Source organism: Chryseobacterium sp. CS3K3.1 (genome assembly GCF_059515165.1).
On sequence record NZ_JCAKRV010000032.1, the window covers coordinates 1 to 22,860 of the forward strand.

22 protein-coding genes are annotated in these 22,860 nt (G+C 37.0%); 9 read left to right on the plus strand and 13 right to left on the minus strand.

The annotated features are described in order from the left end of the window. Positions 1–387 precede the first annotated feature (387 nt). Positions 388–549 (minus strand): bacteriocin-like protein, encoded by a 162-nt coding sequence (locus AC5YGI_RS21515; protein ID WP_330744526.1) that lies wholly within the window; start codon positions 547–549, stop codon positions 388–390. A gap of 226 nt (positions 550–775) precedes the next feature. On the opposite strand from AC5YGI_RS21515, the gene AC5YGI_RS21520 reads away from it, so the two are divergent. Next, on the plus strand, positions 776–898 hold the full coding sequence (locus tag AC5YGI_RS21520; protein ID WP_330744524.1) for a hypothetical protein: 123 nt from the start codon (positions 776–778) through the stop codon (positions 896–898). A 62-nt stretch (positions 899–960) separates the two neighbouring features. Here AC5YGI_RS21520 and AC5YGI_RS21525 read toward each other — a convergent pair whose 3' ends face one another. Continuing rightward, on the minus strand, positions 961–1,911 hold the full coding sequence (locus tag AC5YGI_RS21525; protein ID WP_202840961.1) for an isopenicillin N synthase family dioxygenase: 951 nt from the start codon (positions 1,909–1,911) through the stop codon (positions 961–963). A gap of 84 nt (positions 1,912–1,995) precedes the next feature. Here AC5YGI_RS21525 and menD point away from each other — a divergent pair, with 84 nt between their 5' ends. After that, positions 1,996–3,666 (plus strand): 2-succinyl-5-enolpyruvyl-6-hydroxy-3-cyclohexene-1-carboxylic-acid synthase, encoded by a 1,671-nt coding sequence (gene menD, locus AC5YGI_RS21530; RefSeq protein WP_330744521.1) that lies wholly within the window; start codon positions 1,996–1,998, stop codon positions 3,664–3,666. A 2-nt stretch (positions 3,667–3,668) separates the two neighbouring features. Here menD and AC5YGI_RS21535 read toward each other — a convergent pair whose 3' ends face one another. After that, the gene (locus tag AC5YGI_RS21535; protein WP_330744518.1) at positions 3,669–4,295 is read right to left on the minus strand and encodes an aminotransferase class IV; all 627 of its coding nucleotides are present in this window, start codon (positions 4,293–4,295) and stop codon (positions 3,669–3,671) included. Further along, positions 4,279–5,256, minus strand: coding sequence for an aminodeoxychorismate synthase component I (locus AC5YGI_RS21540; protein WP_330744516.1), 978 nt, complete (start codon positions 5,254–5,256; stop codon positions 4,279–4,281). The genes AC5YGI_RS21535 and AC5YGI_RS21540 overlap by 17 nt, the downstream gene beginning before the upstream one ends. A gap of 220 nt (positions 5,257–5,476) precedes the next feature. On the opposite strand from AC5YGI_RS21540, the gene AC5YGI_RS21545 reads away from it, so the two are divergent. The 4 genes from AC5YGI_RS21545 (at position 5,477) to AC5YGI_RS21560 (ending at position 8,162) form a co-directional block, all read left to right on the plus strand. Then, positions 5,477–6,028 (plus strand): hypothetical protein, encoded by a 552-nt coding sequence (locus AC5YGI_RS21545; RefSeq protein WP_238349638.1) that lies wholly within the window; start codon positions 5,477–5,479, stop codon positions 6,026–6,028. A gap of 72 nt (positions 6,029–6,100) precedes the next feature. Beyond that, a complete protein-coding gene (locus AC5YGI_RS21550) occupies positions 6,101–6,826 on the plus strand; it encodes a beta-carotene 15,15'-monooxygenase (protein ID WP_496169775.1) in 726 nt (241 codons plus the stop codon). Between the two features lie 12 nt (positions 6,827–6,838). Continuing rightward, positions 6,839–7,918: an AI-2E family transporter gene (locus AC5YGI_RS21555; RefSeq protein ID WP_110011749.1), complete on the plus strand. Its 1,080-nt coding sequence runs from the start codon at positions 6,839–6,841 to the stop codon at positions 7,916–7,918. 10 nt (positions 7,919–7,928) lie between these two features. After that, complete coding sequence (locus tag AC5YGI_RS21560) at positions 7,929–8,162, plus strand: DUF3820 family protein (protein WP_446107233.1); 234 nt, start codon at positions 7,929–7,931, stop codon at positions 8,160–8,162. 81 nt (positions 8,163–8,243) lie between these two features. Here the strand turns inward: AC5YGI_RS21560 and uvrB are convergent, their stop codons facing one another. Further along, on the minus strand, positions 8,244–10,235 hold the full coding sequence (uvrB, locus tag AC5YGI_RS21565; protein ID WP_496169776.1) for an excinuclease ABC subunit UvrB: 1,992 nt from the start codon (positions 10,233–10,235) through the stop codon (positions 8,244–8,246). 106 nt (positions 10,236–10,341) lie between these two features. On the opposite strand from uvrB, the gene AC5YGI_RS21570 reads away from it, so the two are divergent. Next, complete coding sequence (locus tag AC5YGI_RS21570) at positions 10,342–11,559, plus strand: PQQ-dependent sugar dehydrogenase (protein WP_496169777.1); 1,218 nt, start codon at positions 10,342–10,344, stop codon at positions 11,557–11,559. 168 nt (positions 11,560–11,727) lie between these two features. On the opposite strand, the gene AC5YGI_RS21575 is transcribed toward AC5YGI_RS21570, so the two are convergent. The 8 genes from AC5YGI_RS21575 to AC5YGI_RS21610 form a co-directional block, all read right to left on the minus strand. Beyond that, positions 11,728–14,157, minus strand: a complete 2,430-nt coding sequence (locus AC5YGI_RS21575; RefSeq protein ID WP_454511331.1) for a TonB-dependent receptor plug domain-containing protein — start codon at positions 14,155–14,157, stop codon at positions 11,728–11,730. Between the two features lie 161 nt (positions 14,158–14,318). Continuing rightward, on the minus strand, positions 14,319–15,476 hold the full coding sequence (locus AC5YGI_RS21580) for a pyridoxal phosphate-dependent aminotransferase (RefSeq protein WP_330744503.1): 1,158 nt from the start codon (positions 15,474–15,476) through the stop codon (positions 14,319–14,321). A 2-nt stretch (positions 15,477–15,478) separates the two neighbouring features. Further along, entirely contained in the window at positions 15,479–16,555 is a 1,077-nt protein-coding gene (locus AC5YGI_RS21585) for an FAD-dependent monooxygenase (RefSeq protein ID WP_496169778.1), read from the minus strand. 328 nt (positions 16,556–16,883) lie between these two features. Further along, positions 16,884–18,260 carry a tryptophanase TnaA gene (tnaA, locus tag AC5YGI_RS21590; protein WP_110011742.1) on the minus strand — a complete coding sequence of 459 codons (1,377 nt, stop codon included), beginning with the start codon at positions 18,258–18,260 and terminating at the stop codon, positions 16,884–16,886. Positions 18,261–18,354: 94 nt separating this feature from the next. Beyond that, a complete protein-coding gene (locus tag AC5YGI_RS21595) occupies positions 18,355–18,972 on the minus strand; it encodes a DUF502 domain-containing protein (protein ID WP_047377240.1) in 618 nt (205 codons plus the stop codon). Positions 18,973–18,995: 23 nt separating this feature from the next. Further along, on the minus strand, positions 18,996–19,574 hold the full coding sequence (locus tag AC5YGI_RS21600; protein ID WP_330744497.1) for a MiaE family protein: 579 nt from the start codon (positions 19,572–19,574) through the stop codon (positions 18,996–18,998). 74 nt (positions 19,575–19,648) lie between these two features. Next, the gene (locus AC5YGI_RS21605) at positions 19,649–20,737 is read right to left on the minus strand and encodes an acyltransferase family protein (protein ID WP_496169779.1); all 1,089 of its coding nucleotides are present in this window, start codon (positions 20,735–20,737) and stop codon (positions 19,649–19,651) included. A gap of 146 nt (positions 20,738–20,883) precedes the next feature. Beyond that, entirely contained in the window at positions 20,884–21,771 is an 888-nt protein-coding gene (locus AC5YGI_RS21610) for a neutral zinc metallopeptidase (RefSeq protein ID WP_496169780.1), read from the minus strand. A 184-nt stretch (positions 21,772–21,955) separates the two neighbouring features. On the opposite strand from AC5YGI_RS21610, the gene rplU reads away from it, so the two are divergent. Together rplU and rpmA are read left to right on the plus strand one after the other, a co-directional pair. Further along, positions 21,956–22,534, plus strand: a complete 579-nt coding sequence (rplU, locus tag AC5YGI_RS21615; protein WP_110011737.1) for a 50S ribosomal protein L21 — start codon at positions 21,956–21,958, stop codon at positions 22,532–22,534. Positions 22,535–22,546: 12 nt separating this feature from the next. Next, positions 22,547–22,804, plus strand: a complete 258-nt coding sequence (gene rpmA, locus AC5YGI_RS21620) for a 50S ribosomal protein L27 (RefSeq protein ID WP_002984034.1) — start codon at positions 22,547–22,549, stop codon at positions 22,802–22,804. The last annotated feature ends 56 nt before the right edge of the window (positions 22,805–22,860 follow it).

Below are 22,860 nucleotides of genomic sequence, written 5' to 3' on the forward strand. Positions count from 1 at the left end.
GTATTAAATCGTCTGAATTAAAGGAATCATAAAGACCCTAATAAAGGAGGTTGGATTCCTGCGGAATGACACAGTGGAAAGAAGCAGAGCAAATGAAAAAGAAAGACGTCATCGGAATCAATAGATCAATTGGAAGGGAATGTTTATGTGTGCAAATGGGATAGTGATACATAATTGAAAAAGGAAGTTGATGTGTATGCTGTACTATTTAAAGAATGATATCAGACCCTATTTTTAGGCTGATAAATCAATTATCAAAAACAAAGAATGGATCATTCGGGTAATTTTTTTTGAGTAGCTGAAATCTGCTTTATTTTAATACAAAAGAAATAAAAAACCGCTTCTCTGCAGAAACGGTTCTTATTGATGACATTTTGAATTTTTATCTTACATATCACTGTTCGTATCCGGGCATTTGAAGTCATTGCTGCAGGTTGCACAAACAATGGTTCCGTTGCAGTAATACATACAGAAATCAGTTTCCGGAAGATTAGCTCCACCTGAAATGTTCTTTAATTGGTTCTTTTGTAGTTTTTTTAGGTTTTTCATATAGTTTTAATTAAAAATTTGTTGTTAAAGTAAAAATAATTAAAATATTTTTAATTATGCAATATGTGGTATATTTAAAAATTAAATTTAATATAGCTTTCTATATTCTTTTACGGTTTAAGACTTTTTAGTTTTTAATTGACTAATTATTAATATAATAAATAGTAATTGTAAGCTAGCGTTATCCGAAAAGCTTATAGAGTAGGAATACCAAAAACCAATAACTATGAAAAATTTTAAAAAACTTTCAAGAGAAGACAGAAAATGTATTGTTGCGGGGATTAATTTCCCAGCCTATTGCTTAGAAGGCGGTGGACCGGGAGAAGGCGGCTATTGTATAACAGGATAAAAAGAAGTAAAATGAATATGTAAATAAAAACGGCTGCCTCAAATAGAGACAGCCGTTTCTTTTTATTTTTTAATCAATCCCAGTTCGATCAATCTTTCATGCAGGAATTCTCCGGCAGTAGTATCTTCGTATAACTTTGGATTGTTTTCATCTACACAATTTTCAAGTGCATTTAAAGACATGGCACTGATAGGATGCATAAAGAAAGGAATTGAATATCTTGAAGTACTCCACATTTCTCTTGGTGGGTTTACCACTCTGTGGATGGTAGATTTCAATTTGTTGTTGGTATGTCTTGAAAGCATGTCACCAACATTGATCATCAGTTCATCTGGTTCGGCAATGGCATCAATCCATTCTCCGTTGTGATTTTGAACCTGAAGACCTTTTCCTTGTGCTCCCATTAAAAGAGTGATAAGGTTGATATCTCCGTGAGCAGCTGCTCTTACCGCATCATCCGGTTCTTCAGTGATTGGCGGATAGTGAATCGGTCTTAAAATAGAATTTCCTTCTGCGATCTTGTCATCAAAATAAAATTCATCTAAACCAAGGTGTAATGCCAAAGCTCTTAACACATACTGTCCTGTTTTCTCAAGCATCTGGAATGCTTCTTTACCAACTTCGTTGAATCTTGGAAGTTCTTCAACGATTACGTTGTCCGGATACTCAGTTCTGTATTTTGAATCATCAGACAGATATTGTCCAAAGTGCCAAAATTCTTTTAAGTCCCCTTTTTTGAAACCTTTTGCAGTTTCTTTACCGAATCCTACATAACCTCTCTGGCCACCAATTCCTGGAATCTCATACTTTTGTTTCGTTTCCACTGGTTGTTCAAAAAAGTTTTTCACCTCTCCATACAAATCATCCACTAGGTTGTCATCAAGAAAATGGCCTTTTAAGGCTACAAAACCAATTTCTTCATAAGCTTTTCCGATTTCATTTACAAATTTCTGTTTGCGTTCCGGGTTGCCCGAAAGGAAATCACGCAGGTCTACACTAGGTATTTTATCCATTTTTAGAAATTTACGAACAGCAAAATTACATTTTTTTTAATTTAAATGATTTTAAAATCATTATTTATAAGTTAAATTTGCTGTATGAAAAAATATTCTTCTAAGAGAAGTATCCAAATACTTGCACATCTTCTTCAGCAGTACGGAATTGCAGATATCGTAATTTCTCCGGGGTCGAGAAATGCTCCTTTGGCCATCCATTTTTCAGAGGTAGATAGTTTCAATTGTTACAGCATTGTAGACGAAAGAAGTGCTGCTTTTGTGGCAATGGGAATGGCGAAAAGTGAGAAAAAACCTGTAGCTGTTACGTGTACCAGCGGATCTGCGGTAGTTAATTATTATCCTGCGGTTACGGAAGCATTTTATCAGAATGTGCCCCTTTTGGTACTTACTGCAGACAGGCCGACAGATTTTGTTGATATATTCGATGGGCAAACGATCAGACAGAAGGATGTTTTTCATCAGCATTCCTATGGTGACTTCCAGCTTTTGGAAGACAGTAAGGAGAACGCAGAAGATATTAATTTCGATATCATTAAAAAAGCTATTGAACTTTGCTTTGAGAAGCAAGGTCCGGTACACATTAATATTCCTTTGGAAGAACCTTTGTATGAGCTGGTTTCAGAGCTTCCTACTTTTCCTACGGTAGAAAAGACAATTAAGCATAAAGAGTATGAAATTCCGTCCAATCTGATTGCAGAATGGCATACCTCACAAAGAATTATGCTGTTGGTGGGAACAAGAGATTACAGTCCGGAACTGGAAAGCCAGCTGACCCAGTTGGTGAAAAACCATTCTGTTGTAGTACTGAGTGAAGCCAATTCAAATTTGCACCATGAGAAATTTTTCAAACATATAGACCGTTATATTTTCAACTTTACAGAAGAAGATTATAAAACATATGCTCCTGACCTGTTGATTACAGTTGGGCAGAATGTGGTTTCCAAAAAAGTGAAACAATTCCTCAGAAGTGCCCGTCCAAAACAACACTGGCATCTGGATGAAGTGTGGCAGCCTGATACTTATTTCTCACTCACAGAAAAGATAGAGGTGAAACCTGAGGTTTTCTTCTCAAAACTGTTGAAATTTATCAATCTGGAACCAAGGCCTTATTATAACCTTTGGGACGTCTTAAGGGATAAAAAAGATGCTAAACATGAACAGTTTTTAAATACAATTGATTTCTCAGATTTTTATTTCTTTAATAAAGCGTCACAAACAATTCCCGAGAATTATAATATTCATTTCAGTAACTCCTCGGGGATCAGATATGCACAGCTGTTTGATTTTGGGAAGAGAAAAATGTACTGTAACAGAGGAACAAGCGGTATTGACGGATCTACTTCTACGGCAATGGGATTTGCCATTAAAAATGAAAATCCAACCTTATTGATTACAGGTGACCTGAGTTTCTTCTATGACATCAATGGCCTTTGGAATCAGTATATTCCGCCATTTGTAAGAATTATGATTTTCAATAACGGTGAAGGAAATATCTTTAAAATCATTCCCGGACCTGGAAATGCCAATCCGAATACTCTGGACGAATTTATTGCGACAAAACACCGTAAAAATGCAGAATCTCTGGCGAAGCATTTTGGATTCTCCTATATCAGAGTAGAGGATGAACTTACGCTGGATAGGGTTCTTGAGAATTTCTTCAAACCTGATGCGCAGCCAAAAATCCTGGAAGTAAATACTCACGGGAAGAATAGTGCAGATGTACTGAAATCGTATTTTGAGTTTATGAAATAAATTTAAAGATCAAGATATTCTTCATTCCCCGGCAGATTGATAATTCTATCGATAGGATAGATAAACATATCATCAAAATCATTCAACGCATTAATGATCTGGAAATGGGTGAATTGCTTTATATTCTGTAAAGTGATCTCCGTTTCTTTGATCTTTTTATGCTTTAAAAGATGTTGTCTCTGCACACCGTTCAACAGGTAAGTAGAAGGAGTGAACCAGTCTTTTCCCTTTAGAAATAAAAGGTTGGAAAAGGAGGTGTCAGTGATATGATTATTTTTGACGATGATAATTTCTTCTGCTTTTGCTTTCATCTTCATTTTATCGAGCTCTTTGCGGTCTTCAAATTTGAATGAATAATCAAAGCTGTTGTTTTCTACCAGCTGAAAGTCCTGTATTTCAGGAATCGCATAAGGAATCATCTGTGTTCTGATCTTTTTATCAAGGTCATAAGCAATTCTCAGCTTGAAAAGACCATCTTCATCATGCTGCAGATTTTTATAGATCTTGGCCAGATCAATAGAGTCTTCTTTCCCGAAATGGGAAAACGTCTGGTTGACACGGTTCTGATGTAGATCCAATAGAAAAACCTCCTGATCTTCTACTTTAATGCTTTCAATGAATTGGGACATAGATTTTATTTTTCATTTCCTGATATTCGTCTTCTAATTTACTCATGTGCGTTATACCGCCTCCGCTTTTGAAATACAATTGATCTCCTTCTTTTTCAATAAAGCGTATCATTACACAGCTGTCTACATTTTGGCCGTCAAACCAGCCACAGATTCCCGTGTAATATCCTCTGTCATACCCTTCCGCATCCAGAATAATTTCCAGTGTTTTAGGTTTGGGAGCTCCTAAAATAGAGCCTGCAGGAAGCAGTTTCTTCATAATACTTCCTATTTTTCCCTCATATTCAGGTTTTATCATCCCTGAAATTTCGGAACTCATTGCATACAGATCCTTCTGCCGGGTTTTGATAAAATCAATCTGTTGGAACTGATCCACCTTTACATCGTCAGCTACCATGCTTAGATCGTTCCTGAGGAGATCTACAACCGTGTAATGTTCTGCCTTCTCCTTTTTATCATTCTTAAGAATTTCTGCTGCATTTTCAATAGATGCATCAATGGTTCCTTTCATGGGATAGGTAAAAATTTTTCCTTCAATGATCTTTACAAAAGTTTCCGGAGAAAAAAATACAAAAAAATCTTTATAAAAAACTTTGTATTTCGCATTTGAATGATAAAAAATTTCTTCCAGGGTTAAATTAGTCTCAATACGTGTTTTTCTAGTGTAATTTACTAAGTAAGAGTTTCCTAAACGAATATTTTTCTGAACTTTATCAAAGCCGGCCTGAAAGCTCTCCAATGTTTCAGGAAAGGATTTCCAAACCACTTTTTTATTCAGTGCATGGGTTTCTTTTGAGGTTGAAAATTCCTGAAAATCAACAATTAAACCCTGTTTTTCAATTTCATTTTCCTGATAGATTTCAACATTCTCCGAGAGAAAGTCGATGATGAAAAAATAGGGAACCTTCTGAAGAGAAAGCTCGTCCATTTCCATAAATTTTTGATGATTCACTGAAAACATTCTGCAAAAGTACTTATTGATGTTTACTTTTGCATAAATTTTTTTTACGATGCAGAACAAATATCCTCAGAAACCGGGAATAGATTTTATATTGAAGCAGGCATTTTTTTATTGGAATAAAACACTCGTTTTTCAGTTGATGTTTTCCATTTTTTATTTTGGAATTTTCCTCACAGTATTTTTCGCCGCAGATCTCAAATATAATATTTTGAGCCAATACATGGAAACTAGCAAGTATCTGAAGGATGGCATGCAGGCCTATGCCGCACAATATACTAAAATGGTTTCTACTCCGGAATTTCAGAATTTTTCTCTGATGATTGTGGGGACTATGATTTTTCTTTATCCTCTCAATATCGGGTTTTATCAGATCTACAGAAAAATTGATCTTAAAGAAAAGCTGGAGCTGGGAGATTTACTGGTGGGATATAATGGACTTAACTTTTTTAAGTACATAGGATATTATATTTTCTGGTTTTTCATTTATATCAATGCTGCCCAGACTATTATTCTTGGAATCGTTTGGGTGATAGCAACTGTATTTGTTGCTCCGTTGATGTTTTTTACCAATAAAAGAATCTTTGAATCCATTTCCCTGAATTTTAAAGCGCTCAGAATGTATTTTCTGGAAATAACGGTATGTGTAATCGTTGCCTTTCTATTTAAGTATTTGGGCTTTGCCCTATTTTTTATTGGAGGATTATTTACTTTTCCTTTTTGGAATGCCATGATTTACTCATTGTATAAAACCGTTTTTTCAGAGAAAAGTTAAAATTCATTCGTGTTTAATGGGATTTTTTACTAAAAAAAAGTAAATTTGGTAAAATCATTAAATATTTAAACTATGTCTGAATTTAACGAATTTGATCAGCAGGGCTCTGTACCCAACAGAGAAACGGGATCAATTATTTCTCATGCTTTTGAAATGTACAAAGGCGTTTTCGGTTACGGAATTGTAGCTATGATCATCTACCTTATCGGAGGTTCTGTTATTCAAATGCTTACCGGGTTTGACTCTGCTTCTATGGTGGAAGAAATGAAATCAGGAGGAGATTTTAATTACTGGAGTGCTCCGGGACTTCCTTTATATATGGGAGCCTCCAGCCTTTTTGGACTTTTATTATCTCCCTTGTATGTAGGATTGATCTATATGGTCAATAAATACAATACCAAAAGTCCGATTGAATTTTCTGATCTTTTTATCGGATACCGCCAGAATTTTGTAAACATTTTGATTTATAGTCTTCTTGCGTGGATAATTTCTTCCATTGCGCTGGCATTATGTGTTCTGCCTATCATTTTTGTATATCCTTTCCTTTTAATAGGATATCCGATTCTGTTATTTGAAAATGCTTCAGCTACAGAGGCTTTATCAAAGTCGTTCAATATTGCTAAAGAAAATTATGGAACTTTCTTATTAACCGGATTTTTAGGAGGTCTGATTTCTGTTGCGGGAATTATTCTTTGTGGAATAGGGATTATCCTGACAGCTCCCTTTATTATGATTGTAATGTACTCTACCTATTGCGCTTTCTTAGGAAAACCAAGACAGATTATATACAGTAAATAAAATATGAAATACATGATGAATAAGGACAAACAAATAAGCAGTGTTGCGATAAAGCAGATGTCGTTACTGGCCATCATTCTGGTATTGACCGGATTGATCTGCTTTAATCTGGCATTGTTTATTCCCTCGGTTCTGGGAGCGATTACCATTTATGTAGTCTGCAGAAAGTATAATTTTTATCTGCAGGAAGAAAAGAAATGGAAACCGTCACTGGCTGCTTTTGCATTGATGTTTGCAAGTCTTATTGTTCTTATTCTTCCGATCTATTTTATTGCCGATCTGATTATTGATAAACTGGGAAATGCACAGGCTTATATGGCCAAGTTCAATGTTTTCCTGGATAAAATACATGCTTATATTTTCTCAAAAACAGGGTTTGATATTCTAAGCAAAGAAAATATGGCAAAACTGAAAGATAATGTAGGAAAATTTTCTACTTCTGCAGTCAGTGGGACATTCAATACGCTTACAGTTGTGATGTCCATGTATTTCATTCTCTATTTTATGTTGGAAAAACCGAGGCTCTTTGAAAAGATTCTGACTTCTTCCGCTCCGCTGAAGAGAGCAAATATCTCTCTGATTGGCGATAAAATGAGAAAATTAATCATGGCAAATGCTATCGGAATTCCGGTTGTAGCAGTAGGGCAGGGGATTGTTGCTCTCATCGGTTATCTGATTTTTGGAGCACCGGGAGCAGCATTGCTTTTTGCATTAACGGCTGCCGCTTCTGTAATTCCTGTAGTAGGAACGGCTATTATCTACGTTCCCGTGTGCATTTTTATGATTGCGGAAGGAAATACAGGACAAGGAATTGGTTTAGCAATCTACTGCCTTGTGGTGGTAGGACTTACTGATAATCTTCTACGTTTTACCCTTTTAAAGAAACTGGAAAATATTCACCCATTGAATACCGTATTCGGAATCATTATGGGAATGAATCTGTTTGGGTTTATGGGACTGATTTTCGGACCTATTCTGATCTCTTTGACACTTCTTCTGGTGCAGGTATATAGAAACGAATTTTCGGATGAAGATACTCCTCCGGATCTTGAACTGCCCGCTCAGGATGATATTAAAGAACAATTAATTTAATTATATAAAAGTGGAAGGACTTAATCCCGAAATATTAAAAGAAATCTGTGTAATGAAAATGCCTTTCGGTAAATATGAAGGAACGGTTCTGGTGGACCTTCCCATCAGCTATCTGGAGTGGTTTAATAAAAACGGAATGCCAAAAGGAAAATTGGGAATGCAGCTTTCAACGGTTTACGAGATCAAGTTAAACGGGCTGATGGATCTTTTGACTCCTATCAGAGCAGCAGTAAGGAATGGATGATAAAAATTAAAAATACCCATTTTAGTATATAGTTTCGGCGGCATCGAAGATGCCGCCGAAATTATTTTATCATTATTCCTTTTAAGATTTCAAAGCTGAAATTTCATCTCTCAGCTTAGCCGCTTTAATAAAGTCGAGATTTTTTGCTGCAGCTTCCATTTCTTTTTGCTTCTGGGCAATCATTTTCTCAATATCCTCAGTGGCGTAGGTTGCTTTTGTTTCAGCAACTTTCTGAAGAATTTCCTTTTGAGTATATTTTTCATCAGGGAAGTCTTTGCTTCTTCCTACAAGATTTTCAGATATCTTTTTATTTAATGCTTTTGGCTTCAGACCGTGCTCTTCATTGTACTGCATTTGCTTGGCTCGTCGGTATTCGGTTTCATCCAGAGTAGCCTGCATGGATTTTGTGATTTTGTCAGCATACATGATTGCCTTTCCGTTCACGTTTCTTGCGGCACGCCCTACGGTCTGGATCATTGATCTTCTGCTTCTCAGCATTCCTTCTTTATCAGCATCCAGAATGGCAACCAGAGAAACTTCAGGTAAATCCAGACCTTCTCTTAATAAGTTAACCCCAATCAATACATCAAAAAGCCCTAAACGAAGATCCTGCATAATCTGAATACGCTCCAGGGTCTCTACATCTGAGTGAATATATCTCGTTCTGATTCCGAATTTGGTGAAGTACTTGGTCAGTTCTTCCGCCATTTTCTTGGTTAAAGTAGTCACCAGTACCCTTTCATCCGCATCGGCTCTTTTCTGGATTTCTTCCATCAGATCATCAATCTGGTTCAGTGAAGGTCTTACTTCAATAATCGGATCTAAAAGCCCTGTAGGACGGATAATCTGTTCTATATAAGCGCCTCCCGTTTTTTCCAGTTCATAATCTGCAGGTGTTGCAGAAACATAAATAACCTGATTCTGAATAGCTTCAAATTCTTCAAACTTTAAAGGTCTGTTGTCCATTGCTGCCGGAAGTCTGAAACCGTATTCCACCAATGCTTCTTTTCTGCTTCGGTCTCCTCCGTACATGGCATGAACCTGTGGAACGGTAACATGGCTTTCATCGATAACCATTAAAAAATCTTTAGGGAAATAATCAATAAGGCAGAAAGGTCTCGTTCCCGGAAGACGGCCGTCAAGATACCTTGAATAGTTCTCAATTCCTGAGCAATAGCCAAGTTCTTTGATCATTTCAAGATCCAGTTCTGTTCTTTCCTGAAGGCGTTTTGCTTCTAAAGGCTTCCCGACAGAACTAAAGAAATCAACCTGTTTTACCATGTCATCCTGAATCTCTTTAATGGCGCCATTTAAGGTCTCCTTCGATGTTACAAAAAGATTGGCAGGATAAATCTGTATCTGATCAAAATTATCCTCCACATTTCCTGTTACCGGATCAAAACTTTGAATCTTTTCAATTTCATCTCCAAAAAACTGAATTCTGATTGCATTATCCGTGTAGGCAGGGAAAACATCAATGACATCTCCTTTTACACGAAATGTTCCTCTCTGGAATTCATTTAGCGTTCTCGCGTATAGTGCATTAACTAATGAATGGAGAAGAGCAGTTCTGGTAACTTTCTCACCAATGGCGATAGAAATCAACGATTTATGAAATTCCGTAGGATTCCCGATACCATAGATACATGAAACAGAAGCTACAATCAAAACATCTCTTCTTCCCGAAAGAAGGCTGGCAGTTGCAGAAAGACGTAGTTTTTCTACCTCTTCATTGATGCTCAGGTCTTTTTCAATATAAGTTCCTGTGGTGGCAATATAGGCCTCGGGCTGGTAGTAGTCGTAGTAGCTGACAAAGTATTCCACTGCGTTTTCGGGAAAAAACTCTTTAAACTCCATGAAGAGCTGTGCAGCAAGCGTTTTGTTGTGTGCCAGTACCAGAGTGGGACGTTGTACTTTTTGTATAACATTCGCAACAGTAAAGGTTTTTCCGGAACCTGTTACCCCTAAAAGCGTTTGATATTTCTCACCAATCTCTATTCCTTCAGTAAGTTTTTCAATAGCTTGGGGCTGGTCTCCGGTAGGTTTATATTCTGAGTGAAGCTTAAAATCCATAGAAAAGAATGTATACAACAAAAATACGAAAGAAATTATTAGGCTATATCATCTTTTGTGGCATTATTTTTCCATTCATAGCCTACAATCACCTAATCATAATGCTATGAAAATCAATCAATTTTATATTCCTGTAGTAAGCCTTTTTCTTTTTTTATCTTCGTGCAAAGAGAATCATGCGAATGCTCAGAAGACAGGAAATGACGGAAGTGTAGAAACGGAAAATCCCAATTCTGACTACAAGCCCGCATTTAAAGGGCAGACAAGAATCAAGGCTTTAAAAACAACAACGCCCTATGCCATAGAAATATTGAATAAAGACCTTGGAAGGCCCTGGGGCATTATCAATTTACCTGATGGGAAATTCCTCGTCACCGATAAGAAAGGGTACATGAATATTGTTTCGCCAGATGGGAAGCAGGTCTCCAAAATAGAAGGCTTTCCAAAAGTAGATTCAAAAGGGCAGGGAGGAATGCTGGATGTCGCTCTTGATCCTGATTTTAAAACCAATAGTATTATTTTCTTCAGCTTCTCGGAGCCATTTGGAAAAGGAAACTTAACATCTGTTGCCAAAGGCAAGCTTTCGGCAGATCTTAAAAGTATTTCAGAGGTAAAAGTTATTTTCCGTGCAGAACCTTCTTATGATGGAGATAAACATTATGGAAGCCGTCTAGCTTTTGATAAGGATGGAAACTTATTTGTCAGCACAGGAGAAAGATCAGATAAAGTTACCCGTGTATATGCCCAGAAAACAGATAATTATCTTGGGAAAATTTTAAAAATTACAAAGGATGGGCAACCGGCTCCGGGAAATCCTTTTATCGGAAGATCAGGATATAAACCGGAAATCTACGCTTATGGAGTCCGGAACCCGCAGGGAATGGCCATCGATCCCAATGGCAATTTATGGGATGTTGAAATGGGGCCAAGAGGCGGTGATGAAATCAATCTGATCCAACCCGGAAAAAATTACGGCTGGGGAGATGTAACCTATGGAATTGAATATTCCGGAGAAAAAGTAGGACAGGGAATTACACAGAGAGAAGGAACAGAGCAGCCGGTTTATTATTGGGATCCTGTGATCTCACCAAGTGGAATAACTTTTTACACAGGAAATATAGACGAATGGAAAGGCAATCTGTTTATCGGATGTTTAAGCGGTGAGCATATTGACAGAATTGTCATGAAAGACAATAAAGTAGTAGGAGAAGAACGTCTTCTTGCAGATCAGAAAGAGCGTTTCCGGGATGTATTAAATGGAATGGATGGAAATCTGTATGCCGTAACAGATAGCGGTAAGCTTTATAAAATTTCAAAAAAATAGGAAAGAACTGTATCAAAGGTTAATAATTTCACCTTTGTCATTCTGACAAAGGAAGAATCTCATTTATAAACCAATAACATAAGATTCTTCACTACATTGTTGAACTACGTTCGCAGACTTTCAGTCTGTGTTCAGAATGACATTTTGATACAGTTTCTTTTTATTCTCTTAAAACTTAAAATTAAGTCTGGCAAAAACCTGTCTTCCGGAAAATCCCATCTGAACAGGATCAAAAATACCTCCACCTTCTGTGTTTCCATCACTTACCTGGGTGGTTTGCAGGGTAGGATATCTGTTGAACAGATTTTTACTGCCCAGGGTTACATTGAGATTCTTACTAAATTCATAACCAAAAGAAAGGTCTGTTGTTACTTTTGGATTATAAACCTGTTCTGTACCGTCATAACCAATCAAAGTAACCTTATCAAATCTTACCAGCTGCAGATTCGCATTAAATTTGCTGATCTTATAATTCAGGTTTAAGTTCATTTTTGTTTTAGGTGCAGAGGCAAGGATAAAAGCTTTTTCTCTTTCGCTCAGGTAAATGTCTTCTTTTCCTGCTAATTGTTCCGAAGTATTTACTTTTGTGATTTCCATATCATTATAGTTTCCGGCTAAAGTAGCAGTCAGTTTTCCGGAGCCTATATTTTCACTATAGCTTAAGATAAGATCAACTCCTTTCGTGCGCGTATCAATTGCATTGGAAAAGAACTGTACCTGATCAATAAAAGGATTTTCTGCCTGAACCTCTGCCGGCAGGTCTGCCTGTGTAAAATATCCGGTAAGAACAATTCTGTTTTTTACCTCAATATAATAACCATCCACTGTCGCCGTGAATTTTCCTGTGTTGAAAGTAAATCCTGCACTTCCGTTCACCGATGTTTCCTGCTTCAACTGAGGAATTCCCAGGCTGCTTGCCAGTTTGCTGTCATTAGATGCCAGCTGAATAGTCACCAATTCACCTTCCTGGAAGTTGGTAAACTGCTGGCTGTAGTATTTTTGAGCCAAAGAAGGAGCCCTGAACCCTGTAGAAACAGACCCGCGGAAAGCAAACTGAGGAGTAAATGCATATCTCGTAGCAAATTTTCCATTCAGCGTACTTCCGAAATCATTATAATTTTCAAACCTTCCGGCAACGCTTATCATCCAGTTTTTAGTCACATCCAGTTCAGTATCTACATACGCAGCAAAGTTATTTCTGCTTTTGCCGATATCCGTAGAATACCCCGGGAATCCCTGTGAACCGCCTGGTCTTACGCTATTGTCATTTAAAGGGTTGGTAACCAGTAAACTTTCAGGGGTGTCTGGTGTAACAGGATTTCCGTTTTTATCATACATGGTATAGGAGGCTTCTTCTCCTTTAATGATATCAAATTTTTCATATCTGAATTCTGATCCGAAAGCAATATTCAGTCCTTCCAGTACCTTAAATTGTTTCACGGCATTAAACCCTGTTGTATTCTGCAGCAATGAGTGTCCTCCTGCATTAAAACTTGTTGGTGATTTGACTCCTAAAGTAGCATTAATTGTATTGTCTATCTGATAGGTGAATCTATTGTTCCCAAAAGCATTATAAAAATCTACATCCCAGTCGGCCACCTTGAATTTTAAGCCGTTGTCAAAAGTGAAATCTGTAATGCTGGTGTTTTCAATCGGGTTGAACCCTGCAGGGTACACTTCGGGGATATTACCATCTGCATCAGGCGTTCTGGTCCATGCATAAGCCTTAGTATTTCTATGTGAAAAACCCTGGCGGGAATAGAATTTCAGCCCATCAGATAAAGGAAGTTCAATATTTCCGAAAAAGTAAATATTTTGAGCCTTGGCATCTCCGAAACGCTGTCTTGGCGCTGTATACAGATCAGGATTAGCATTTCTTATGGCATAATCTTTATTAACAAATTCAACCGTAAAATTTCCGAAACCTCCTTTTGAACCTATTTTAGTTCCTAAATTTCCACTGAAATCAAAGGTCGTTCCGTCTACTTTGTGATCAGAAACAACATCATTGTTTCCGGGGCTTTTAAAAAGGTTCATTCCATAAAAAGCATTTCCTTCAAAACCTTTGTCTCTGTCATTCAAAATAACGTTGATAACTCCTGCAATAGCATCAGAACCGTATTGGGCGGAAGCTCCGTCACGAAGAACTTCCACTCTTTTTATAGCACCAATCGGGATAGTATTCATGTCATATCCGGTATTTCCTCTTCCTTTGGTTCCAAAAAGGTTGATCAGTGAAGACTGGTGATATCTTTTTCCATTCAATAAAAGTAAGGTCTGATCGGGACCAAGACCTCTTAAAGTCGCCGGATCTACAGCATCAGCACCATCGGATCCTGATTGCTTGTTGGAGTTGAAAGAGGGCGCAGAAAATTGTAAAAGCTGATTGACTTCTATCTGCCCTGTAGACTGGCTTACCTGCTTAATGTCGATGATGTCAATGGGAACAGGAGTATTAACCACCGTTCTCTTTTTGTTACGGCTTCCTGTAATGGCTACTTCGTCGATCTTGGATTCTTTCAACGTGTCCTTTATCTGCTGGGCATAAGAGAAGGTAGACACTCCAAGTAAAATGATGCTGATGTATTTTATCTTCATATTGATAATTTGAGTGATGATTTAATCAAAATTATCAATATTTATTTTTATATCCATATTAAATTTAAATATTTAGTATGAATATCTTAATTTAGTATTGATTTGTGATAAATTCGGAAAAATAATAATTAATTACCCAAATTTAATTAAAAATTTTAACGTTAAAAGCTGGTAATGATTCTGTTAATTCCTTCTTCCAAAATTTCCGTGGATGTGGAAAAGCAAATTCTTATATGTCCTTCGGCTCCTTTGCCGAACCATCTTTCTGATCCCGGAACAATGGCTACTTTTCCCTGCTGCAGAACATGCTGGGCGAACTCATCACTTGTCATTCCGTTTTCAATCTTTGGAAACAATACAAACGTAGCTTCAGGCAGATTAGGGGTTACAATTTCTGAACGGCTTAATAGTCTGACCGCAAGATCTCTGTTGTTCTGTAAATGAGTCAGAAACTCTTTGTACCAGGGCTTTGCTTTCTCCAATGCTACACTTCCCGCGATTTGCGATAAAGTAGAAACACCTTCTATTGTGGAATTGAAATTGGATTTCTCTGTGAAGTCTTCAAGAATATCCTGGTCATTACACAGCACAGCGCCTATTCTTAATCCTGCTATTCCGAATGATTTTGAAAATCCATATACCGTAAAGCTTTTTTTTCTGGCCTTCTCCGAAACAGAAGAATAGGTATGAAAGTCTTTATCATCATAAATAATATCACTCCAGATTTCATCACTCATCACCCAAAGATCATGAGCAGATGCAATTTCTGCGACTTGTATTAAAACCTCTTTAGAATAAACTTTTCCAAGCGGATTGTGAGGATTGCATAGGCTGATAAGTTTAGTCCTGGGATTAATTAAAGAAACCAGTTTTTCAAAATCAATTTCTCCTGTTGTTGTATCCACAGGGCAAAGCATTACTTTACCACCTGCAGTTTCTACTGATTTTTTGAAAAGAAAATCAACGGGATCCAGGATAATGGCTTCATCTCCGGGATTAAGAACGTAGGATGCGATAAGAAACATTCCCTGGGCAGCGCTATTGACTGCCAATACATTTTCTGGTGAAAAATTTCCGTGTTTTTCTATGTTAAAATGCTCTGCAACGCTTTTCTTAAACTCAGGAAGTCCGGAAAACGGCCCATAGCTTAGGTAGCCGTCTTTCAGGTATTCAATAATTCCCTGTTCTATTTCAGGAGCGGTTCTGAAGTCAGGGTCGGCTGCCGTAAGAGGAATGATGCCGTCTTCCAGGGTGGCCCATCTTCCGTTGTAGGCTTTTCTTTTCAGGGCTTCAAAGTTGATATCGTTATTGGTAAACATATTTATTTATAAGATATGGGTAAAATATTTTCTGTCTGCTGATGAATTGGAAGTAAAAACTGATTAAGCAATGTCCTTCCGTTATGAATGTGAATCTCTATTTCGGGCTTTCTGCTTGCCTCATATTTATGGAAGACTTTCTGTGCATTTTCTTCTTCAACTAAGTGTTTCGTTAATACAAAAGCATCTTTCAGAGCTGAAGTAACTCCCTGGCTGGTAAATGGAATAAGTGGGTGCGCTGCATCTCCGATGAATACGAAATTATCTTTGTAAAAAGGGTTTAACTCTTCCAGTTCATATACATTCCATAAATGTACATTTTTATAATGTGATTTCTGTATAATTTCCGGGACTAAAGGATGCCAGTTTTCGAAAACGCCAAGCATATATTTCTTTAAGTTTTCTGCGGAACATTCATTAATCATATATTTTTGATTGTCAAACTGTGAATACCAAAGAATGGTATCATCAGAAAGCTTAAGAATACCGAAAGTCAGCCCGCCTTCCTCATGGTGAAACTTCATAAAGTCATTATCAATAACATCTGCAATTTCTTTATTCTGAATGATATTGACTACTTCACTTTCTCTTACTATTCTCATGGTTTCATCTCGAAAAAGACTTCTTCTGATCCGGCTTCTGGAGCCATCAGAGATCACTGCAATATCAGCGTCAATATCAGTTCCGTCAGAAAGTTTCAGTTTTCCGTTCTGCTGAGAATCAGGAATAATAGTTTCTTCATAAGTTATTTTGCCGGGAGTGAGGTTTTGTGTCAGTAAGCTGATTAACGAATGTCTTGAAATGGCAAAAACATTGTTCAGTTCTTTTTCTGCAAGAATTTTTCCGGTGTGGGAATATTGGATATATTTTTTCAGGAAGTTTCCATGTTGGAGAAGAACATCAGGATCAATGATCTGATAAAGATAATCTATTCCTTCTTTCGGAATGAGAAAACCGTGACCTGCCAGATCTTTCTTTTTTCTCCTTTCGTAAATATGATAATCAATATTGTATTTTTCTAAGTAATTCGCCATGCTTAAGCCGGAAATACCGGCGCCCACGACAGCAATTTTCTTCATTTTTCGGAATAAAGTATTTTTCAGGTTGGTTTTTTAAGTATATTTTAAATATCCTTTAGATCAATACAAAATTAAATTAAAAACATTCACTATTTCAAAAATGGCATTATTTAATTTTTATTTCCTGAAAAATAAGACAAAAAGAATAAGATATGCTGGATAATAAAAATATATGTTTGGTTTATATTTATTTATAAAAAAGATTTATTTTCAATATTTAAATAGCTTTAATTTATTTAATTGGTAATGTGAAGACTGAGATTGTTTTTTGCTTAAAAACTCTCACTTCTGGTGCATGAAAAAACCGGAAGAAATTCCGGTTTTATGATTAAGCTTTTTCAAGCTGAACAGTAAAGTGTCTTAAGATTTCCGGTTCCCACGTAATCTTGTATCCTTTTGCTATTTCATCACGTCTTTCATATACGTTTCTGATAGCAGCCGCAATATAATCCATGTGGTTGTTGGTGTAGGTTCTCCTTGGAATAGCCAGTCGTACCAGCTCTAACTTCGGATAGCGGTTTTCTCTGGTCGCTGGATCTCTGTCTGCCAGTAATGTTCCGATTTCTACAGTTCTGATCCCTGCTTCCTTATAAATTTCCAGTCCTAAGGTCTGAGCCGGATATTCTTCACGGGATACATTCGGAAGAAAGTTTAAAGAATCGATGAATACAGCATGTCCTCCGATAGGTTTTTGAACAGGAATTCCATATTCAATTAATTTATTACCCAGATATTCAACCTGAGAGATTCTGCTTTCAAGATAAGCAAACTCTGTAGCTTCATCAAGACCTACGGCCAATGCAGCCATATCTCTTCCCGCCATTCCTCCGTAAGTAATGAAACCTTCGTAAATGATGGTGAAGTTGGACGCTTTTCTGAAAACTTCTTCGTTATTTAAAGCAATGAATCCTCCGATGTTTACTAAACCATCTTTTTTAGAACTCATTGTCATTCCGTCTCCGTAGGAAAAAATTTCCTTGCAGATATCCTTAATGCTTCTGTTTTCCTGTCCTGCTTCTCTTTTTTTGATGAAGTAAGCATTTTCCGCAAATCTCGCTGAATCAAAGAATACTGGGATTCCGTACTGGTCTGAAAGGGCTTTCACGGCTTTCATATTTTCCAGAGAAACAGGCTGTCCTCCAGAAGAGTTACACGTAATGGTAATTAAACAGAAAGGAATGTTTTCTTTAGGATGGCTTTTATAAACTTCTTCCAGTTTTTCAAGGTTGATATTTCCTTTGAAAGGATGGAGATCATTAATATCAAAAGCTTCGTCTATCGTACAATCGATAGCATGTGCCTTTCTGAATTCGATATGTCCTTTTGTTGTGTCAAAATGTGAGTTTCCCGGAACCACATCGCCTTCTTTTACCAATACTGAGAAGAGAACGTTTTCTGCAGCTCTTCCCTGGTGGGTAGGTAATAAATATTTGAATCCTGTTATTCTTTCAACAGTTTTTTGTAATTGTTCAAAAGAACGTGATCCGGCATAGCTTTCATCTCCGGTCATTAAAGCAGCCCATTGTTTATCAGACATAGCTCCCGTTCCTGAATCGGTAAGCAGGTCAATATAAACATGTGAAGATCTTAAGTTGAAAAGGTTATAATTAGCTTCTTTAAGCCATTGCTCTCTTTCTTCTCTGGTGGATTGATAGATTTCTTCCACCATTTTAATGCGGAAAGGTTCCGCGTACGGTAAATTCATGAGTTAAATTATGTTTTAAATTGTTTGTAAAGAAAATGTGCTTGAAAATAATTTTTCAAAATTCATCAATGTATAGATAAGTCGGAAAAAGGGATTATTCCGGAGCCTTAAATATATTTTCATCAGAATGGAATCCGGCTACACCGCCACTCACAGCAAACTTCATGGCAGAAGCTGCTGTCATTCCCACTACAGGTTTGATGTTTTTTTCTTCAGTAACAATTACCCAGCCCGATATAGCATACGAGTGGGGAAGATATACCGCAACGTAATTATGCTTGTCAACGTCCGACATTTCTTTTTGGGTTAAAAAGCCAATTCTCCAGATTTCCGGATTTTCATTGGTTTTTACCCATACAGGATCGTTGAATTTTTTCTTGTCGCCTACGAATGAAGACATGACGTCTTTCGTAGGAGTATAAATGTGTTTTACTCCCGGAGTTTTCTCCAGTAAGCTGTCCATCGTGTCGAAAAAGAATCTTCCGACTACGAATTTATTTCCTAAATACCCCAGAATAGCAGTAAACAGGATGATAGATACAAATACAAGCCCCGGAATCTGCTTGGCAAGGGAAGGAACAAGGTTGTCAATCGCACTTACAATATACCAGATCACAAAAATAGTTAGTCCGATAGGCCCAATAATAACCAACCCCTGGAAGAAATTCTTCAGGAACAGATTGGCAATATTTTCAAAGCTTGGCTTCTTCAAGGTGTATTCTTTACTATTTTATTTTAACCGTGAATTGTTTCTTTATTTCCGTAGGATTTAATAATGCTGGCTTCATATTCCAGCCATTCTTCCCAGCGCTTGTTTACTTTTTCAGGATTTCCCAGCTGTCTTGCAAACCCGATAAAAGTAGTGTAATGATTGGCTTCGGAAATCATCAGTTCTTTGTAGAAAACTTTAAGCTCTTCGTCTTTGATATTTTCGGTAAGAACTTTGAATCTCTCACAGCTTCTGGCTTCAATCATAGCGGCAAACAGCATTTTATCTACGATGAGGTCTTCTCTGCTTCCCTGAATGATAAATTTTGCCAGCTCATTCACGTAATCATCTTTTCTTGCTCTTCCAAAAGTAAAGCCTCTTTTTTTGATGATTTCATGCACCTGATTGAAATGATCCAGTTCTTCCTGTGCAATGGCAAGAAGTTCAGTTACAATTTCGGAATGTTCCGGAAGCATCGTAATCAGGCCTATGGCATTGGTAGCCGCTTTTTGCTCGCACCAGGCATGATCTGTTAAAATTTCTCCAATGTTTCCTTCTGCAATATTTGCCCACCTTGGATCGGTAGGTAGTTTCAACTTAAACATGTTGTAAAATTTTTGTAAATTTAAGCAAATTGAGGTAAGAAATGCGACTTTATTTCAATTTGATCATTAAAGTCTTAAGATGCGGTCTTTCTTCTTAAGAATTCGAGAATATTCCAGCCTGAAGCATCTACTTTTTTCAATCCTGCAGAGATAATGAATGCTAAAATGATATTAATCCCATAAATAATGAGCATTAAAAGCCACCATGGCATATTTTCTTTTAGTGGAACTACCAGGAAATAAACGAGCGAAGAGCTTATTCCCTGTGCAAAATAGAAGAAAATAGCATTCTTCCCGATATAGGTAATAAAGTTTTCTTTTGTGATCTTCAGTCGGTTGTAAAGAACAAATAAAGTAACCAGAGAGAATAATGCCCAGATGATGTAAGGGATTTTCGGCGGGAATTTATTTTTATTGATTTTGTAGAAGATATCTCCTCCATAGTACCAGAACATCCATATAAGAGCTATTCCTGTAAGCGCATATAATATTGGAATTGCTTTGGTGGGGATCTTTTTTCCACGCATTTTGTGTCCTGTTAAAAAAACAGCAAGGTAGAAAGCAACATATCCCACTTGTCCTGTTGGGTAATATTCCGGGAAGATATTGAATATCAGGGTTAGAGCAATACAAAGCCCGATAAACCAATTGATATGTTTTGGGAAAAATCTTAGGATGAGTACTCCGAAAACGGTAAGTACATAATAGACTTTTAAATACCAGAAACTTCCCATTACCACCGGAAACGTGTCGGCATTGGTGTACTGATGAAGATACCAGTTTCCGAGATTTTCCCATTGCGGATATATTGAAACACTGGTTGCGGAGTATTTTGACCCAAATGTTGAATAAAAACTTTGAAGCCATTCCATGGAAAAGAAACTCAGGCCAAACACTTTAAAGAAGTAATCTAAAAAGAACAGGAAAGTCACAAAAATCATATAGGTGATCTGGAGTTTCAGAAGACGGTATAATGTTTTTTCAATATTTGCTCCCGAAGTGATCCCGCTCAGAGCATAAAAAAGAGCTACGTCAAAAACAAGCGAGAAAACTCTTACTTCAGCAGGAATATAAAATTGTCCGGACCAGAAAGCGGTATGGATAAATATGATGGAAAGTGTTGCCAATCCTTTGGCGAAATCAATATAGAGATCTCTGTTCATTATAGGTGGGTTGGAAGTTCTTTGTAATTTTTTCAAAAATACAAACAAATTGATTGTTTAAGACATAAAAGATTTTTTAAACAAAAAAGGGGCGGAACATACTGCCCGCCTCCTTTCTTAAATATGCTAAAAATGAATGTTCTCGTTTATTGAAGATGTTTAAATTCTTCCGCAGAAATTTCTCCTGTCTGAATTTTTCTCAGCTCATCTATATATTGACTCATATAGGCATCAATTTCAGGATTTACTGTGTTTTTGGCCATCTTATAAGTACCATTTAAAACTCCCTGATAATAATAAAAGAAGTTGTAATCGAAATTGGAAGCATTAAGATCATACTGGCCCAGAAGGAATCCTAAACGAACTGCCGATCTTCTTTGCGCCGGTGTTCCATGGTGGTTTACATTGGTGGTCTGATAGTCGCCAATACTTTGAGCAAATTCATAGGCTGCCGCAATTTCCGGGAAACTGGTTTTGTTGTACCCGTTAGGTCTCCTCAGATAATATCCTGCAAAGCCATCTGCTTCAAGCTCGTTCGGTCTGTACGTTGATTCCGATACAGAAGGAAGATTGAAGATATACTGCAGCTGATGTCCGTATTCATGAGCAAGAATCATTGCGTTTACAATATCGCCGCCTTTTGATTTTGCATCATAATAAATAGCGTACCCATAATAGATCTTTCCTGTTGAGTAGGAAATAGCATTATAGGTTGAATTGAAATTGGACGGATCATTTACAAAACGCAGGGTAGGGGTGCTTCTTCCCCACATGCTTGCAATTCTGGTCATCTGGCCGTTCATAAAATTGGTGTCTGTGGAGTTTTGAAGCCCGGTCAGTAAGACTGAATTGGTGCTCCAGTTGTTGTCTACATAGGAACATCCTTTTTCAGTAGTTCCCGGCTGATCAACTTTTGCACTCAGTGCTTCTTGTTGAGGTTGAACATTGTTGTCCATTTGGTCATCACTACATGCTGTCAATGAAGTTACAGCAATGGTACCTGCTAGTAAGCAGAGATTAAAGTTTCTTTTCATATATAATATCAATTTGGTAAAACGAATTTATGAAATTATCTCTTAATTGTGAATACATTAATGAGAAAAATTAATCAAAATAAAGTGAATAAGATTTTATTTAAAAAAACATTGCTTTGATTGTAAGCTATTTAGAAATTTATATGTATATTTGCACCTCGAAATAACTAAAAATTTATAAACAATGTTTGCAATTGTAGAAATAGCAGGGCTTCAATACAAAGTTGAGCAAGACCAGAAGTTGTTTGTAAACCGTTTAAAAGGAGATAAAGGAGGAAAAGTTTCTTTCGATAAAGTTCTTCTTACTGTAAACGGTGCAATCACTGTAGGCGCCCCAGCTGTAAACGGAATCACTGTAGAAGCAGAGATCCTTGACCACGTTAAAGCTGATAAAGTAATCGTTTTCAAAAAGAAAAGAAGAAAAGGTTACAAAGTGAAAAACGGTCACAGACAATCTTTAACTCAAATCGTAATCACTGGTATTACAGGTTTTGAAGGTGGTGCTAAAAAAGCTGCTGCTAAAAAAGAAACTGTGAAAGGTGAAGTTCTTTCTGACAACGCAACTGTTAACTTTGGTGAAGATCACGAGTTGAACTATCACTTAAAGAAAAACAACTTGTCTCAGTCTAAAGAGAACAGAGAAACTTTAATTACTTTAGGTAAAGCAGTTAAAGTTGAATTAGAAAAGAATGTTCTTACTCATGAAGAAGTAGATGCTGCTATCATTAAGAACATCGATCAATTTAAAGCACTTAATAAATAATCCAGTAATAAAATGGCACACAAGAAAGGAGTCGGTAGTTCCAAGAACGGTAGAGAGTCTCACTCTAAAAGATTAGGTGTGAAGATTTTCGGAGGACAAGAAGCTATTGCCGGAAATATTATTGTTAGACAAAGAGGTACTCAGCACCACCCAGGTGATAACGTGGGAATCGGTAAAGATCACACTTTGTTTGCATTAGTAGATGGTAAAGTAGTTTTCAGAAAGAAAGCAAACAACAGATCTTTCGTATCTGTAGAACCAAACGCATAATTTAAGCGTTTTATAAAAATTAAAACCTCAGTTTTTACTGAGGTTTTTTTATGTAC

What these genes read in the sequence shown, in the direction of transcription:
- AC5YGI_RS21515 (WP_330744526.1), bottom strand. Translation starts at nt 549, where the DNA reads ATGAAAAACCTAAAAAAACTACAAAAGAACCAATTAAAGAACATTTCA.
- AC5YGI_RS21520 (WP_330744524.1), top strand. Translation starts at nt 776, where the DNA reads ATGAAAAATTTTAAAAAACTTTCAAGAGAAGACAGAAAATGTATTGTT.
- AC5YGI_RS21525 (WP_202840961.1), bottom strand. Translation starts at nt 1,911, where the DNA reads ATGGATAAAATACCTAGTGTAGACCTGCGTGATTTCCTTTCGGGCAAC.
- menD (WP_330744521.1), top strand. Translation starts at nt 1,996, where the DNA reads ATGAAAAAATATTCTTCTAAGAGAAGTATCCAAATACTTGCACATCTT.
- AC5YGI_RS21535 (WP_330744518.1), bottom strand. Translation starts at nt 4,295, where the DNA reads ATGTCCCAATTCATTGAAAGCATTAAAGTAGAAGATCAGGAGGTTTTT.
- AC5YGI_RS21540 (WP_330744516.1), bottom strand. Translation starts at nt 5,256, where the DNA reads ATGTTTTCAGTGAATCATCAAAAATTTATGGAAATGGACGAGCTTTCT.
- AC5YGI_RS21545 (WP_238349638.1), top strand. Translation starts at nt 5,477, where the DNA reads ATGGAAACTAGCAAGTATCTGAAGGATGGCATGCAGGCCTATGCCGCA.
- AC5YGI_RS21550 (WP_496169775.1), top strand. Translation starts at nt 6,101, where the DNA reads ATGTCTGAATTTAACGAATTTGATCAGCAGGGCTCTGTACCCAACAGA.
- AC5YGI_RS21555 (WP_110011749.1), top strand. Translation starts at nt 6,839, where the DNA reads ATGATGAATAAGGACAAACAAATAAGCAGTGTTGCGATAAAGCAGATG.
- uvrB (WP_496169776.1), bottom strand. Translation starts at nt 10,235, where the DNA reads ATGGATTTTAAGCTTCACTCAGAATATAAACCTACCGGAGACCAGCCC.
- AC5YGI_RS21570 (WP_496169777.1), top strand. Translation starts at nt 10,342, where the DNA reads ATGAAAATCAATCAATTTTATATTCCTGTAGTAAGCCTTTTTCTTTTT.
- AC5YGI_RS21575 (WP_454511331.1), bottom strand. Translation starts at nt 14,157, where the DNA reads ATGAAGATAAAATACATCAGCATCATTTTACTTGGAGTGTCTACCTTC.
- AC5YGI_RS21580 (WP_330744503.1), bottom strand. Translation starts at nt 15,476, where the DNA reads ATGTTTACCAATAACGATATCAACTTTGAAGCCCTGAAAAGAAAAGCC.
- AC5YGI_RS21585 (WP_496169778.1), bottom strand. Translation starts at nt 16,555, where the DNA reads ATGAAGAAAATTGCTGTCGTGGGCGCCGGTATTTCCGGCTTAAGCATG.
- tnaA (WP_110011742.1), bottom strand. Translation starts at nt 18,260, where the DNA reads ATGAATTTACCGTACGCGGAACCTTTCCGCATTAAAATGGTGGAAGAA.
- AC5YGI_RS21600 (WP_330744497.1), bottom strand. Translation starts at nt 19,574, where the DNA reads ATGTTTAAGTTGAAACTACCTACCGATCCAAGGTGGGCAAATATTGCA.
- AC5YGI_RS21605 (WP_496169779.1), bottom strand. Translation starts at nt 20,737, where the DNA reads ATGAACAGAGATCTCTATATTGATTTCGCCAAAGGATTGGCAACACTT.
- AC5YGI_RS21610 (WP_496169780.1), bottom strand. Translation starts at nt 21,771, where the DNA reads ATGAAAAGAAACTTTAATCTCTGCTTACTAGCAGGTACCATTGCTGTA.
- rplU (WP_110011737.1), top strand. Translation starts at nt 21,956, where the DNA reads ATGTTTGCAATTGTAGAAATAGCAGGGCTTCAATACAAAGTTGAGCAA.
- rpmA (WP_002984034.1), top strand. Translation starts at nt 22,547, where the DNA reads ATGGCACACAAGAAAGGAGTCGGTAGTTCCAAGAACGGTAGAGAGTCT.